This is a genomic window from Candidatus Methylomirabilota bacterium (assembly GCA_035936835.1).
Classification (GTDB): Bacteria; Methylomirabilota; Methylomirabilia; order Rokubacteriales; family CSP1-6; genus AR37.
In genome coordinates this window covers 1-13,432 of the sequence record DASYVT010000046.1, presented here as the reverse complement: position 1 = coordinate 13,432, position 13,432 = coordinate 1, and the positions used below count along the sequence as shown (strand labels likewise).

Sequence of the window (13,432 nt, the reverse complement as noted above, 5' to 3'; positions counted from 1 at the left end):
AGGGAGTCTAGGCGCGCCTTGGGAGGATGTCAAAGCCGATTCCTAACCTCTTGAGTACGCCCAAAGGTGGAGTACCATGGGGCAACTTCGACGAGCGCGGTGCCCCAAGGCCCTGACCTAAGGAGGAGCGGTTCATGTCCTATGACCTTGTGATCAAGAACGGCTGGGTGGTGGACGGCTCCGGACTGCCCCGGTACCGCGCCGACGTCGGCGTGAAGGGCGGCCGCATCGCCAGCATCGGCCGCATCCGGGAGTCGGCGCGCGAGGTCATCGACGCCGAGGGCCAGGTCGTGTCCCCCGGCTTCGTGGATGGGCACACGCACATGGACGCCCAGGTCTTCTGGGACCCGCTCGGCACCTCGTCCTGCTGGCACGGGATTACCAGCGTCGTCATGGGCAACTGCGGCTTCACCCTCGCCCCCTGCGCCAAGGCCGACCGCAACCTGGTCATCCGCAACCTCCAGCGCGCCGAGGACATCTCCGCGGAGGCGATGGAGGCGGGCATCGAATGGACGTGGACCACGTTCGCCGAGTTCCTCGACGCCGTCGAGGCCCTGCCCAAGGGCATCAACTACTCGGGGTACCTCGGCCATTCCGCCCTGCGCACCTACGTGATGGGCGAGCGCGCCTTCGACCAGCCGGCCACCGAGGATGACCTCAAGGCGATGGAGAAGGAGCTGCGGAGCGCCCTCACCGCCGGCGCCATGGGCTTCACGACTTCGCGGTCAACCAGCCACGAGACCCCAGACCACCGTCCCGTCGCGAGCCGCGTCGCCGCGTGGGACGAGGTTCGCCGCCTCGTCGGCGCGATGGGCGAGATGAACGCGGGCATCTTCGAGATCGCGGGCGAAAGCGTGGACCGCGAGCTGGGCCACCCCGGCCTCAAGGACTACCAGCGCCGGCTGCGCGAGCTGGCGGTCGAGACGGGGCGCCCGCTTACCTTCGGCCTCTTCAGCCGGAGGGACGCGCCCGATATCTGGCGGACGTACGCCGCGCTGCTCGATGAGACCGCCGACGCCGGCGGCCGCATGTTCGCCCAGGTGCACAGCCGCTGGCTCTCCGCGATCCTCTCCTTCAAGACCCAGCTGCCGTTCGACCGCCTGCCGGTGTGGAAGGAGCTGCGGGCGCTCCCGCTCGCCGAGCAGAAGCAGCGGCTCCGCGATCCGGAGCTGCGCCGCCGCCTGGTCGAGGCCGCGCGCGAGCGCGACAGCCGCAAAGCCCTCGGAACCGAGGCGCGGCCGCCCATCTACGACTGGCTCTTCGTCATGGACACGGTCGAGGGACCGCACCGCTCAGTGGCGGAGGTCGCGCGCCAGCGCGGGGTGGATCCGGTCGAGGCCATGATCGACGTCGCCCTCGAGAAGGATCTCGACCTCTTCTTCCTCCAGCCCATCGCCAACGAGAACCAGGACCACGCGCTCGAGCTGATCAAGCACCCGCGCACGGTCGTGACCTTCTCGGACTCGGGTGCTCACGTCTCGCAGCTCATGGACGCCTCGCTCCAGTCGCATCTCCTCAGCCACTGGGTGCGCGCGAAGCAGGCGCTGACGCTCGAGCAGGCGGTGCGCATGCTGACGTTCGACACGGCGACTCAGTGGGGCTTGATGGATCGGGGCCTCGTGCGTGAAGGCTTCGCCGCAGACTTCGTCGTCTTCGACCCGGCCACGATCGGCGCCGAGATGCCCGAGGTGGTCAACGATCTGCCCGCCGGTGCGAAGCGCCTGACCCAGCGCTGCCGCGGCATCGCCGCCACCGTGGTGAACGGCGAGGTCCTGCTGCGCGACGGCAAGCACACGGGCGCCCTGCCGGGGCGCCTCCTTCGCGGGCCTCTCGCCGGGAGGAACTGAGCGGGCGTGAAGCTCCTCTTCTTCGACGACTTCAAGCTCGGCGTCCTCAAGGGAGGCGCGGTCTTCGACGTGTCGCACGCCGTCCGGGGCATCCCGCACAGCGGGCCGCACGACCTGATCAGCGCGCTGATCGCGCGGTTCGACGAGCACAAGGAGCATCTCGAGGGCGCGGCCGCCCGGGCGGAGAGCGTGCCGCTCCACAAGGTCAGGATCCGCCCTCCCCTGCCCAAGCCCTGCAACATCGTCTGCATGGCGGTGAACTACATGGAGGACGGGACCCGCGCGGAGCCCGCCCCCATCAACGCCTTCCACAAGTCGCCCCTCAGCGTGATCGGCGACGGCGAGACCATGGTCTTGCCCGACGTCCCCGCCACCATCTTCGAGGGCGAGGCGGAGGTGGCGGTGATCATCGGCAAGCGGGCGTCCAACGTGCGGGCCTCAGAGGCCATGGACTACGTCTTCGGGTACACGAACTTCATCGACGGCTCGGCCAGGGGCCTGCTCCCCGCCGGCAACACCTTCTACCAGATGAAGTCGCGAGAGACGTTCGCCCCGATGGGCCCGTACCTGGTCACCGCCGACGAGGTGCCCGACCCGCGCAGCCTCCAGATCCGGCTCTGGGTCAATGGGGAGCTCAAGCAGAACTTCAACACCAGCGACATGGCCCACAAGATCCCCCGGTGCATCGAGTGGGTCAGCGCCATCCATCCGCTCGAGCCCGGTGACGTGCTCGCGACGGGCACCAACCACCGGGGGCTCAGCGCCTTCCAGGACGGCGATCAGATCGAGCTGGAGACGGACGGGCTGGGCCGGCTGCGCCTGCACGTGCGCGACGACCTGAAGCGCACCTGGGCCAGGGAGACACGGCTCGACCGGCAGGAGAAGAAACTCGAAGGGACCACGCCCCAGCTGACCGGCAAGCACGCGCCCGCGCGCTAGAGGAGGGGGACGGCCAAGGGGCGCGCCCGGCCAGAGGTCGCGACAGCGAAGAGCACCCAGCTCACCAGGACGACCCCCGGCGCCGCGCCGAACGGCACGGCGTACGACCCGCTCAGGTCGTAGAGGAACCCCGCGGCGGCCGGCCCCAGCGCGGCTCCGGAGCGCCAGCCGAGCGTCAGCACGCCCATGATGGCGCCGATCGCCCGCACGCCGAACACGTCGGGGATGACCTTCGCGATCATCGTGTCCGCCGCCGCGAAGCCCGCCCCGAACGCCGCCAGCGAGCCGAACAGCGTCTCGCGCGAGGGCAGCCACAGGAGCGCCAGCAGCGCCAGGGCCTGGACGACGTAGGCGATCCGCATCGTCGTGATGGTGCCGATCCGATCGGACATGGCGCCCGCGGCGACCCTCCCGACCACGGAGCCGATGCCGTACGCGGTGAGCGCGAGCGCGGCGCCGGCGAGACTGACCCCCTGGTCGCGCGCGAACGGCACGATGTGGACGGTGATCATGAAGGCGAGGCCGCCGAGGAGGAGCCACGCGACGTTCAGGCACCACTGGCGCGGGTCGGCGAGCGCATCGCGGAGCGTCACGCCCCCGCGGTGAGGCACCTCCGCCGCATCCACCGGTCCCGAGGGCCGTCCCGAGAGCAGGCGAAGTGCTGCCGCTTCCGACCGGCGAGGCAGGCGGACGGAGAGCGCCGCGAGCATCGTGATCATGCCGCAGCCTCCACCGAGGACCGCGTAGGCGACACGCCAGCCCACCTCGCCGATGAGCCACGCCGCCAGGGGACCGCCCAAGATGTACCCAAGGTTGAACCCGACCAGGACGAGGGCCAGTGCTAAGCCGCGGCGCTCGTCGAACCAGCGCGCGACCGTCGTCGCGCTCAGCAGGTAGAAGCTCGACATGCCCACGCCGCCCAGCACGCCGACGAAGAGGTAGAGCTGCCACAGCGCGCCGACCGTCGAGACGAGGGCGAAGGCCGCGCCGGCCAGGGCCACGGTCGGGGCGAGGAGCACGCGGGGCCCGTGGCGGTCCGCGAGAGCGCCGATCCCGAGGCCGGCCAGGCCGCCCAGCACCAGGTTGATCGAGAGCGCGGTCGAGATCGCGCCGCGGCTCCACCCAAAGGCCTCCGCGAGGACCGGCAGGAACACCCCGTAGGCGGCGAGCGGGATCGAGATCCCGCATGTGACCACGAACAGCGCGGCCACGGTCAACCGGCGACGGACGGTCGGGCGCATCCTGAGACTCTTACCACACTTGGCCGACCGCATCTCAATACCCAACAGGCGTCTTCCCAACACCCCCCGATTCCTGATAATCTCGTCGGGTCGGACCGGTCGGCGAAGGGCACCTACTACGGAGGAACTGAGCGAGATGAAGACAGAGTTCAAGATCTGGATGAACGGCAGGCTCGTCCCCCAGGCGGAGGCGGTCCTGCCCGTCAATAGCGCGGCGGTCTTCTACGCGAGCAACGTCTTCGAGGGCATCAGGGCGTACTGGAACGAAGCCGACGGCGAGCTCTACTGCTTCAGGCTGGCCGAGCACTTCGCCCGGTTCCGCGAGTCCATGAAGATGATGCGCTTCACGATCCCTTACCAGGATCTCGATCTCTACGAGGCGGTCCGGCAGGTGCTGAGCGGCAACGAGGCCCGCGAGGACATCCACATGCACCTGGTCGCCTACGTCGGCGGCCCGGGGCTCGAGGCGACCTCACCCACCGGGATGTACATCAACCCGAGACAACGGCCGCGCATCGGCGACGGCAACGGCCTCAAGTGCTGCATCAGCTCGTGGCAGCGCACCTCCGACAACGCCATCCCGATCCGCCTCAAGTGCGGCGCCAACTACCAGAACGGCCGGCTCGCGGCGCTCCAGGCCAAGGCCGACGGCTACGACTCGCCGATCTTCCTCAACCAGCGCGGCACGGTGGCCGAAGGCACCGGCGCCACGTTCTTCATGGTCCGTAAGGGCAAGCTCGTCACCCCGCCCGTGACGAGCGACATCCTGGAGTCCATCACGCGGTCAACGCTGATCGAGTCGCTCTGCCCTGCCCTCGGCATGGACGTCGTGGAGCGGGACATCGCGCGGACCGAGCTGTACGTGGCGGACGAGGCTTTCTTCTGCGGCAGCGGCTACGAGATCACGCCCATCCTGTCCGTGGACCGCTTCCCGCTCGGCGACGGCAAGCTCGGGCCCGTCACCCAGCGCCTGCTCAACACCTACATGAACGTGGTGCGCGGCACCGACCAGCGCTTCCCGGAGTGGCGCACGCCGGTCTACCGGCCCGTCACCGTGTGACCTTCCGCCGGGCGGCCGCGATCTCCTGCTGGACGGCATCCCGTCCCGGGAAATCGCGGCCCGCCCGGCGGTACCAGTAGCGCGCGTTGTCGAGATCGCCCTCGATCGTGTGCACGATGCCGTGCAGCCACGCCGCGAGGTTCGATCGCTCCGCCTGAACGATCTCGTGGGCCTGCTGCCACGCTCCTGACTCCAGGAACTCGACCGCCTTCGCCAGGGTGTCACCGGGTTCCGAAGGTTTCATGGACGGCATGACCACCGCGCACATCCTGCCAGATCGCCGGAATCAGGTCAAACCGGCGCCCAAGACGACGCTGTTGTTGACAGGTGATGTGTCCGCTACTGGCCGGGTCTGTCCACACCTGGCCACACTTGCACACCGTCTGGACCTGGGATAGACATGGACCATGACCACGGCCGAGTACCAGCAGCTCGTTGAATTCCTGGGACGTCAGTTCACCGAGATCGACCGCCGGTTCGGTGGGGTGGACCTCCGGCTCACCGAGCTGCGACAGGAGATGCTCGGACACTTCGATGCGATCTATCACCGATTTGAGCGACTCGAGCAGGAGTACCACGCGATCACGTAGGCCCTGCGCCGGATCGAGGCGGGGCTCGCCGACGAGCGCGGCCGGCGCGAGATCCTCGAGCACGCCCTCGCAGAGCTGAAGCAGCACATGGCTGCGCTCCAGTCCCGGATCGAGGAGATCGAGCAGCGCCTTGGACGTTAGAGCGCCCGGCCGCTCCAGCCACTGGTCCGCCACCCAGGATCACGCTTGACTCCCCGCCCGGGGTCGGCCTAGGCTCATGCCCATGGCTCTGACCTTCCGGAAGCTCCACCCGCACTTCGTGGCCGAAGTGGGCGCGGTCGACCTCCGCCAGGTCCGCGATCCCGAGACCCTCGCGGGGATCCGGGCGGGGATGGACGAATTCGCCGTCCTGGTCTTCCACGATCAGCCGTTCACCGACGACGAGCACCTCGCGTTCGCCCAGCGGCTCGACGGCGAGCTTCACACGAAATTGGGGAGCAGCGCCCTCGTGAAGAACCGCTTCGGCAACGAGGCGCTCGGCGACATCTCGAACCTCGACGAAGACGGCGAGGTCATGAAGTCCGACAATCGCCGGCGCATGTACGGGCTCGGCAATCGCCTGTGGCACACCGACGCGTCCTTCCAGGATCCGCCGGGACGGTACTCGATGCTCTCGGCAAAGGTCGTCCCTCCCGTCGCCGCCGATACTGAGTACGCCGACATGCGCGCAGCCTACGACGCGCTCGACGACCCGACGAAGGCCCAGCTCGAAGGTCTGCGGGTCCATCACTCGATCGCGCACTCGCGCCAGACGCTCGGCTTCGAGTTCTCCCCGGATGAGCAGGAGGCCCTGAAGGGCGCGGTCCATCCGCTCATTCGCACGATCCCCCGCTCGCTGCGCAGGTCGCTGTACGTCGCCTCGCACGCGTCGAGGATCATCGACTGGCCGGTCCCGGAGGGGCGGCTCCTCCTGCGGGACCTGATCGAGCACGCGACCCAGCCGGAGTTCGTCTACCGCCATTCCTGGCGCGTCGGGGACCTCGTGATCTGGGACAACCGCGCCACGATGCACCGCGCCCGGTCGTTCGACGACACGAAGTACCGCCGCGAGCTCCGCCGCGTCACGACCCTTGATATTGCCGAACCCGCCCGCAGGCCTAGCCCGGATTATGCGTGAACACCTGCGCCACCCTCACCCCGACCCTCTCCCTCTCTGAGGGAGAGGGAGCCGTTTCGATCTCCTCGCCCCCGGAGGGGGAGAGGGACAGGGTGAGGGGGCGCATAGGACGCGGAACACGCGTTCGTGAATAGAGCGGGCTAGCGCGAGGGCTTGAGCTTCAGATCCTCGTAGGGCGCCGAGTAGGAGAATCCCTTGATGTGGTTGACGCACGCTTCCTCGACGCGCGGCCCGATGCCCCAGGGGAAGGCCAGCTCGTAGATCGGCACGTGCATCACGCGGTCGTGCATGATCTGCTGGATCTGGTAGAGCATGGCCTCACGCTTCTTCCGATCCAGCTCCCGGGCCTGGCGCTGGTAGAGATCTTCGATCTCCGGCACGACTCCAGAGGAATAGATCCCGCCCTTGGTCACGTACACCTCGATCCGTGTCGCCGCGTTGCCGGCAGGAGCGCCCAGGCCCATGATCACGCCCTTGATCGTGTGCTCGCGCCACGCGGTGAGGAAGGCGGCGCGCTCCATCGTGCGCAGGCGCGTCCGGATGCCCACCGCCTGGAGATAGTTGCCGATCGCCTCGGCCAGCGAGAAGAACGGGGGAAACGGGGTCAGGTCGCCGGCGTCGAACCCGTTGGGATAGCCCGCCTCGGCCAGCAGCTTCTTGGCTTGGGCAGGATCGTAGGCGGGCGGCTCGTAGACCCGCGCGAACTCCAGGCTCCGAGGGATGAGGGCGCCGGTGGTGCGCGAGAGCCCGAGGGTCTCCGCCTGGTTGAGGCCTTCGCGGTCGAGCGCGTGGCTGGCCGCCAGCCGCACGCGCCGGTCATGCCAGGGCGACTTCGGATCCCACTGCTCGGGCAGGTCCAGGAAGACGACGCCGGGAGGCATGGAGGCGGCCAGCCGCAGCCCCGGCGTCCGCTTGATCTCCTGAGCCAGCGGCCCGCTCAAGAGATACACGAGGTCCACGTCGCCCGCCTTGAGGGCCGCGGCGCGGGTCGTCTCGTCCGGCATGCTGCGGAACACGAGCCGCTTGATCGAGGGGACTTTTCGCCAGTAACCCTCGTACGCCTCCATGACCAGCTCGATCCCCGGCGTGAAGCTCACCACCTTGTAGGGCCCCGCGCCGATCGGCGCCTTCTTGAAGCCGTCGTCGCCTACCTTCTCGACGTAGCGCTTCGGCACGATCCACGCAGCCCCCGTGGCGGACGTGCCGTAGAAGGTCATGAAGTCGGGCCACGCCTCCTTAAGATGAAAGCGCACGCGGCCGGGATCGACGATCTGGATCTCCTTCACTCGGTCCTTGAGGAGCTTGGCCGCGGCGCCCCGGTACCGGTCGAACGAGAACTTGACGTCCTCCGCCGTCACCGGGTCGCCGTTGTGAAACTTCACGCCCTTGCGCAGGACGAACTCGTAGGTCAGCCCGTCCTTCGAAACCGTCCAGGACTCCGCCAGGCTCGGTGTGTTGTCTCCGGCCGGCATCGGCTTCACCACCGCGTCGTGGATGGCGTACAGCACCATGAACTGGTTGATGAACGCCTCGGTGTCGGCCGGATCCAACCATTTCGAGACGAGGGTGACGTGGAGTCCCCAGGTCATCGTCCCCTCGGGGGCGGCCGCGACGGGCCCGGCGAGGGCCGGGAGCAGCAGCAGGGCGGCCAGCGTGACGATCCGGGAACGGGCGAGCAGTGGTCTCATGGGCTCCTCCGGCCGCTATCCTAGTCCAGATCCCTGGGCCGACGCCGAGATTGTCGAGCAGGTATTCGACTCGACGACTCGTCCGTGGTCACGGGGCCCCCCGGAGGATCAGCATGTCTTCTCCCGCGACGGAGGAGAGCTGGTCGAGCGTGACGACGGGCACCGAGATGCGCTCCCTGATCTCCCTCCAGGTGCTCGCGTCGATGACGGCGACGGGACGCGCTGCTCGCGCCATGAAGTCGCTGAACTTCCCCGGCTTCTTGTCGAACATCTCCTCCTTCCAGACGGGCACGAGATCGCGGCCGAAGTAGAAGTCGATCTGAAGGTGCCGACTGGTCGTGAACGCGGCCGCCTCGCCGGCGCCGGCGTGCTGCCGGAGCGCCTCGGCGAGACGCCGGTAGTCGCTGCTCCGGTTGAGCCAATCGTCGTAGAGCCACAGGCCGGCGCCCAGAAGCATCCCCATGCCGGCGGTGACGCCGTACACCATCAATGCCGGACGGGCTCGGCGGAGCCCGAGGAAGAGCGCGGCGGCGGCGAGCCCGACGCCCGAGACCATGGGAACCACGGGCCAGGAGAGATGCAGCGGGAAGCCGTCGAGCGGCAGGTCGGCCCATGCCGGTGCCGCCACGAGGGCGACCCCCGACAGGAGCGCGCCCCAGCCGAGGATGGTGCCTCCGATCGTGGGCACTGCCGCGTCCGAATCGGCCCACCGCCCCACGAGCAGCGCCAGGCTCGGGTAGATCGGCAGCACGTAGCGGTCGAGCTGGTGCCTCGAGAGCAGCATTGCGGCGAGGGGCACGGCGATGGAGACCAGGACGAACGTCGTCGCGCGGGAGCGTGGCGCGCGGAAGGCGCGGCGCCCCGCGAGGGGAAGCAGGAGCGTCCAGGGCAGGAAGCCGACGGCAAGTTGCTCGATGCTCCACGGCATCGAAAGCCCGAAGTACCAAAGGAGCCACTCTTCCCAGACGACGCCTCCGACGAAGCTGCCCGCGCCGAGGGCCAGGAACGGCGCGAGCCAGGTGACGGTCAAGACCGCGAAGACCAGAAGCCCGACCGGGCTCCACAGGCGGCGGAGGCCCTCGCGCCCCTGTTCGCGCCCGAGCCAGACCGCCGCCACGAGGAGCGGCACTAGTCCCACCGGGCCTTTCGACAGCACCCCCAAAGCGCAACACGCGTAGAAAGCGATGAGAGCCGTCCGGCCGTGGAGCGCCGTCGTGCCCAGCCAGAGCATATAGAGGGCGCCCGTGAAGAACAGGGTGACGAGCATGTCCGGGAGAACCAGCTGGCTGTGCTCGACGAAGCCGAAGCTCGTCGAGAGGACGAGGCCTGCCCAGAGCCCGGCCCGCGGGCCGAAGAGCCGATGACCGAGGAGAGCGGTCAGGAAGACCGTGCCCACCGCCGCAGCGGCACCCGGGATCCGCGCCGTCGCCTCCGTGACGTGCCCACGGACGAGCGAGACCGCGGCGATGGTCCACGGGTAGAGCGGCGGCTTGTTGCGGTACACCTCTCCAGACACCCGCGCACCGAACCAGGCGTGGCGGGTCGTCATCTCCCGAGCAAGGAGCGCGAAGCGCGCCTCGTCGGAGGTGGTAATCAGCCGATGACCGACAGAAGGGAGAACGAGCAGCGCGGCCACCACAGAGCAGATCAGGGCCGTCCGTACGGGAGTCATCCGCTACGCGACCCGGATCACGAAATGGGACACGCCGGCAGGCGACCCGCCAGCCCTGCCGGCGGGTCGCCTGCTCGGATCCACATCAGTACGTGAGCGGATCGGTCACGCGAACCCAGCGCCCGCCCTTGACCACCGCGAGGAACGACGAATTGGCGCCCTGATGCTTTTCGCGACCGAAGCTCAGCTTCGGCCCATTGAAGATGTCCTGATAGCCCTTGACCGACTCCATCCCCAGGATGAAGTTGTCGAGGGTCAGGTCGGCACCCGTCCTGTCGAGCGCGGTCATGGTCAGGTCGGCGGCGACCTGCCCGTAGACCGCCCCGATATTCGGCTCGACTTTGAAACGGTCCTTGTAGCGGTCGAACCAGGCCTGCGCGACAGGGTCCAGCGTGTCGCGGTACGGCATGTCGGTGAGCCCCATGGCGTACAGGCCTTCCGTCACGCCTCCCTGGGCGGAGGCGACGAAGAGATCGTAGCTGGCCGCCGAGCCGAGGAAGTCCACGTCGGTCCAGCCGATCTTGCGCGCGGTCGCGTACGGCACGATCGAATCCCGCACGATGGTGCCGAGTACCACGAGGTCACAGCCGGCCGCCTTGAGCTTCGTGATCTGCGCCGTAAAGTCCTGGTCGGTCGGCTTGTGCGAGACCGTCTCCGCGAGCTTGATCTTCATCTTCTCGGCCTGCAGCTGCACGCCGTCGAGCACTTCCTTGCCGAAGTCGGTGTCCTGATACATCGCGCACACCGCCTTCTTGCCCTTCTTCGTGACGAAGTAGTTGATCCCGGCGCGAACCTGGTCGACGTAGGTGGCGGCGCCGTAGAACTTCAGCTTGTTGAACGGCTCGAACATCGAGCGCGCGGCCGACAGCGGGAACAGGTTCGGCACGCCCGCCTCCAGCTGATCCTTGAAGACCGCGTTATTCATCGGTGTGCCAAGCGCGGCCACCATGGCGAAGATGTGATCGCGGTTGATCAGCTTGGCGCCCGCCTGCACCGCGCGGGGCACCTGGTACTGGGTGTCCTCGACGATCAGCCGGATCTTGCGGCCGCGGACGCCGCCCTTCTCGTTGGCCTCGTCGAACCGCATCTTAACGGCGTTCGATGACGAGACGCCGTACGTCGCAGCCGGTCCGGACAAGTCCGTATGCATGCCGAGTACGATCTCGGTCTTGGTGACGCCGCGCGTCTCCTTCTGCGCCATCGCCGCTCCGGACAGCGCCACCGCGCCGACCAGCACCCATATCCCCAGCAGCTTGCTCATAGTCCGCTCCTTTCGAGGTTGCCCACCGTCCGACTCAGTGTCTTTCAGGCTCCCGTGTACATCCCGTCGATGATGTCTTTGTATTTCACGTTTACGTATGTCCGCTTCAGCTTCATGGTCGGCGTCAACTCTTCGTCCTCGGCCGTGAGGATCTGCTCGATCAGGCTGAACTTCTTGACCGTCTCGACCCTGGCGAGCTGCCTGTTCACCCGCTCGATCTCGCCCCAGATCAGGTCCTGGACCTCCTTGGCGCGACAGAGGGAGGTGAAGTTGGTGAACGGCACGTTGCGCTCCTGGGCGAACTGGGCCACCGTCTCGTGATCGATCATGACGAGGCAGGACAGGAACTTCCGGCGGTCGCCGATGACCACGGCGTCGGAGATGTACGGCGAGAACTTGAGCTGGTTCTCGATCTCGGACGGCGTGACGTTCTTGCCGCCCGCCGTGATGATGATGTCCTTCATCCGGTCGGTGATCGTGAGGAACCCCTCGCCGTCGATGGAGCCCACGTCCCCCGTGTGCAGCCAGCCGTCGACGACCGTGTCCGCCGTCTTCTCCGGATTCTTGTAGTAGCCGAGGAACACGTGCGGCCCCTTCAGCAGGATCTCGCCATCCGGGGACAGCGCCACCTCGGTGTCCGGCCGGGCGCGCCCGACCGTGCCGAGCTTGATCCGGTCGCCGGGCATGGCCGTCGCGAGACCGCAATTCTCCGTCTGGCCATAGACCTCTCGCATGTCGATACCGAGCGACAGGTACCACTTGATCAGCTCAGGCGCGATCGGGGCCGCGCCGGTCGCGGCGCCCCGCGCCCGGTGCATCCCGATGGAGCGCCGGATGTTGTCGAGCACCAGGAAGTCCGCAACGCCATGAAGCAGCCTGAGCCAGGCCGTCGGTTTCCGGCCCTCGATCCTCGCCTGCGCCATCCGGCCGCCGACCTTGATCGCCCACCCGTAGGCGAGCTTCCCGGCCAACGTCGCCTCCCGCATGCGCAGCTCGACCCCCGAGTAGAACTTCTCCCAGATCCGCGGCACCGCGAAGAACACCGCCGGCGCCACCTCGCGGACGTTCGAGGGCACGGTGTCGATGTTCTCGGCAAAGTTGACGGTCGCGCCGGAGTGCAGCGGGTAAAAGACGCTGAACGTGCGCTCCGCGATATGGGCGAGCGGCAGGAAGGAGAGCTGCTGGTCGCCCTCGCGGGGCTCCGTGATGAAGTCGGAGAACCCGAGCTGGAACAGGATGTTGCGGTGGCTCAGCATGGAGCCCTTGGGCGGGCCCGTCGTGCCCGACGTGTACACAAGGATGGCGAGGTCTTCCGCCCGCGCGATCTCGACCAGCGGGTCGAACGCGCTCGCGTGCTCGCGCTCGTAATGCCCGCCCAGCTCGAGCAGCTCCTCGAACGGCATCACCTGGTCGTCCGTGAAGCCGCGCAGCCCCTCCATGTCGAAGACGATGATCTTGACGAGCTGCGGGCAGCGCGCGCGAACCTCCAGGATCTTGTCGAGCTGCTCCTCGTTCTCGGCGAAGAAGAAGCGGGTGCCGCTGTCGTTGACGATGTACTCGATCTGCTTCGCCGAGTCGGTCGAGTAGATGCCGTTGGTGACGCCGCCGACCGACATCGTGCCGAGGTCGGTGTAGAGCCACTCCGGGCAGTTCTCGGCGATGACCGACACCACGTCCTTCGGCCGGAGGCCGAGCGCGACGAGCCCCAGGCCGACGTGCTTCGCCCGTAGGCCGTACTGGCGCCAGCTGATGGAGCGCCATATCCCGAGATGCTTCTCGCGCATGGCCACGGCGTCACCGCGCTCCCTGACGACCTGTCGGAACAGCTTGGGCAGCGTGTCCTGGCCGTGAATGGTCCAGGCGCGATCGTCCCGCATGGTCGGCTGCGGCCCTACGGCAACGCTCATGGATTCGCCCCCGGGAGGCTCCGACTCAACGCCACGTTTTCTTCCTCTTCCAACGCCTCGTGCCGCGAATGCTGCTTTCTTTCATGCCGAGATAGAACTCCTTGATGTCA

The 13,432-nt window shown here is 67.8% G+C and carries 12 protein-coding genes; 4 read left to right on the top strand and 8 right to left on the bottom strand.

The features are described from left to right. Window positions 1–134 precede the first annotated feature (134 nt). Both VGV06_03810 and VGV06_03805 read left to right on the top strand, forming a co-directional pair. Entirely contained in the window at window positions 135–1,847 is a 1,713-nt protein-coding gene (locus VGV06_03810; protein ID HEV2054283.1) for an amidohydrolase family protein, read from the top strand. 6 nt (window positions 1,848–1,853) lie between these two features. After that, window positions 1,854–2,786, top strand: a complete 933-nt coding sequence (locus VGV06_03805) for a fumarylacetoacetate hydrolase family protein (GenBank protein ID HEV2054282.1) — start codon at window positions 1,854–1,856, stop codon at window positions 2,784–2,786. On the opposite strand, the gene VGV06_03800 is transcribed toward VGV06_03805, so the two are convergent. Further along, entirely contained in the window at window positions 2,783–4,027 is a 1,245-nt protein-coding gene (locus tag VGV06_03800; GenBank protein ID HEV2054281.1) for an MFS transporter, read from the bottom strand. The genes VGV06_03805 and VGV06_03800 overlap by 4 nt on opposite strands. 136 nt (window positions 4,028–4,163) lie before the next feature. Between VGV06_03800 and ilvE the strand changes: the two genes are divergently transcribed. After that, window positions 4,164–5,087, top strand: a complete 924-nt coding sequence (gene ilvE / locus VGV06_03795) for a branched-chain-amino-acid transaminase (GenBank protein ID HEV2054280.1) — start codon at window positions 4,164–4,166, stop codon at window positions 5,085–5,087. Here the strand turns inward: ilvE and VGV06_03790 are convergent. Beyond that, a complete protein-coding gene (locus tag VGV06_03790) occupies window positions 5,077–5,331 on the bottom strand; it encodes a hypothetical protein (GenBank protein HEV2054279.1) in 255 nt (84 codons plus the stop codon). The genes ilvE and VGV06_03790 overlap by 11 nt on opposite strands. Next, window positions 5,309–5,851, bottom strand: coding sequence for a hypothetical protein (locus tag VGV06_03785; protein HEV2054278.1), 543 nt, complete (start codon window positions 5,849–5,851; stop codon window positions 5,309–5,311). The genes VGV06_03790 and VGV06_03785 overlap by 23 nt, the downstream gene beginning before the upstream one ends. Before the next feature lie 49 nt (window positions 5,852–5,900). Between VGV06_03785 and VGV06_03780 the strand changes: the two genes are divergently transcribed. Then, window positions 5,901–6,794: a TauD/TfdA family dioxygenase gene (locus VGV06_03780; protein ID HEV2054277.1), complete on the top strand. Its 894-nt coding sequence runs from the start codon at window positions 5,901–5,903 to the stop codon at window positions 6,792–6,794. 140 nt (window positions 6,795–6,934) lie between these two features. Here VGV06_03780 and VGV06_03775 read toward each other — a convergent pair whose 3' ends face one another. The 5 genes from VGV06_03775 to VGV06_03755 all read right to left on the bottom strand — a co-directional run. Further along, entirely contained in the window at window positions 6,935–8,482 is a 1,548-nt protein-coding gene (locus tag VGV06_03775; protein ID HEV2054276.1) for an ABC transporter substrate-binding protein, read from the bottom strand. An 88-nt stretch (window positions 8,483–8,570) separates the two neighbouring features. Beyond that, window positions 8,571–10,118 (bottom strand): glycosyltransferase family 39 protein, encoded by a 1,548-nt coding sequence (locus VGV06_03770; protein ID HEV2054275.1) that lies wholly within the window; start codon window positions 10,116–10,118, stop codon window positions 8,571–8,573. A gap of 121 nt (window positions 10,119–10,239) precedes the next feature. Then, window positions 10,240–11,415, bottom strand: a complete 1,176-nt coding sequence (locus VGV06_03765; GenBank protein ID HEV2054274.1) for an ABC transporter substrate-binding protein — start codon at window positions 11,413–11,415, stop codon at window positions 10,240–10,242. Between the two features lie 44 nt (window positions 11,416–11,459). Beyond that, entirely contained in the window at window positions 11,460–13,322 is a 1,863-nt protein-coding gene (locus VGV06_03760; GenBank protein HEV2054273.1) for a long-chain fatty acid--CoA ligase, read from the bottom strand. Between the two features lie 25 nt (window positions 13,323–13,347). Continuing rightward, window positions 13,348–13,432: ABC transporter ATP-binding protein (locus VGV06_03755; protein HEV2054272.1), on the bottom strand; the 85-nt coding region annotated here is incomplete at its 5' end.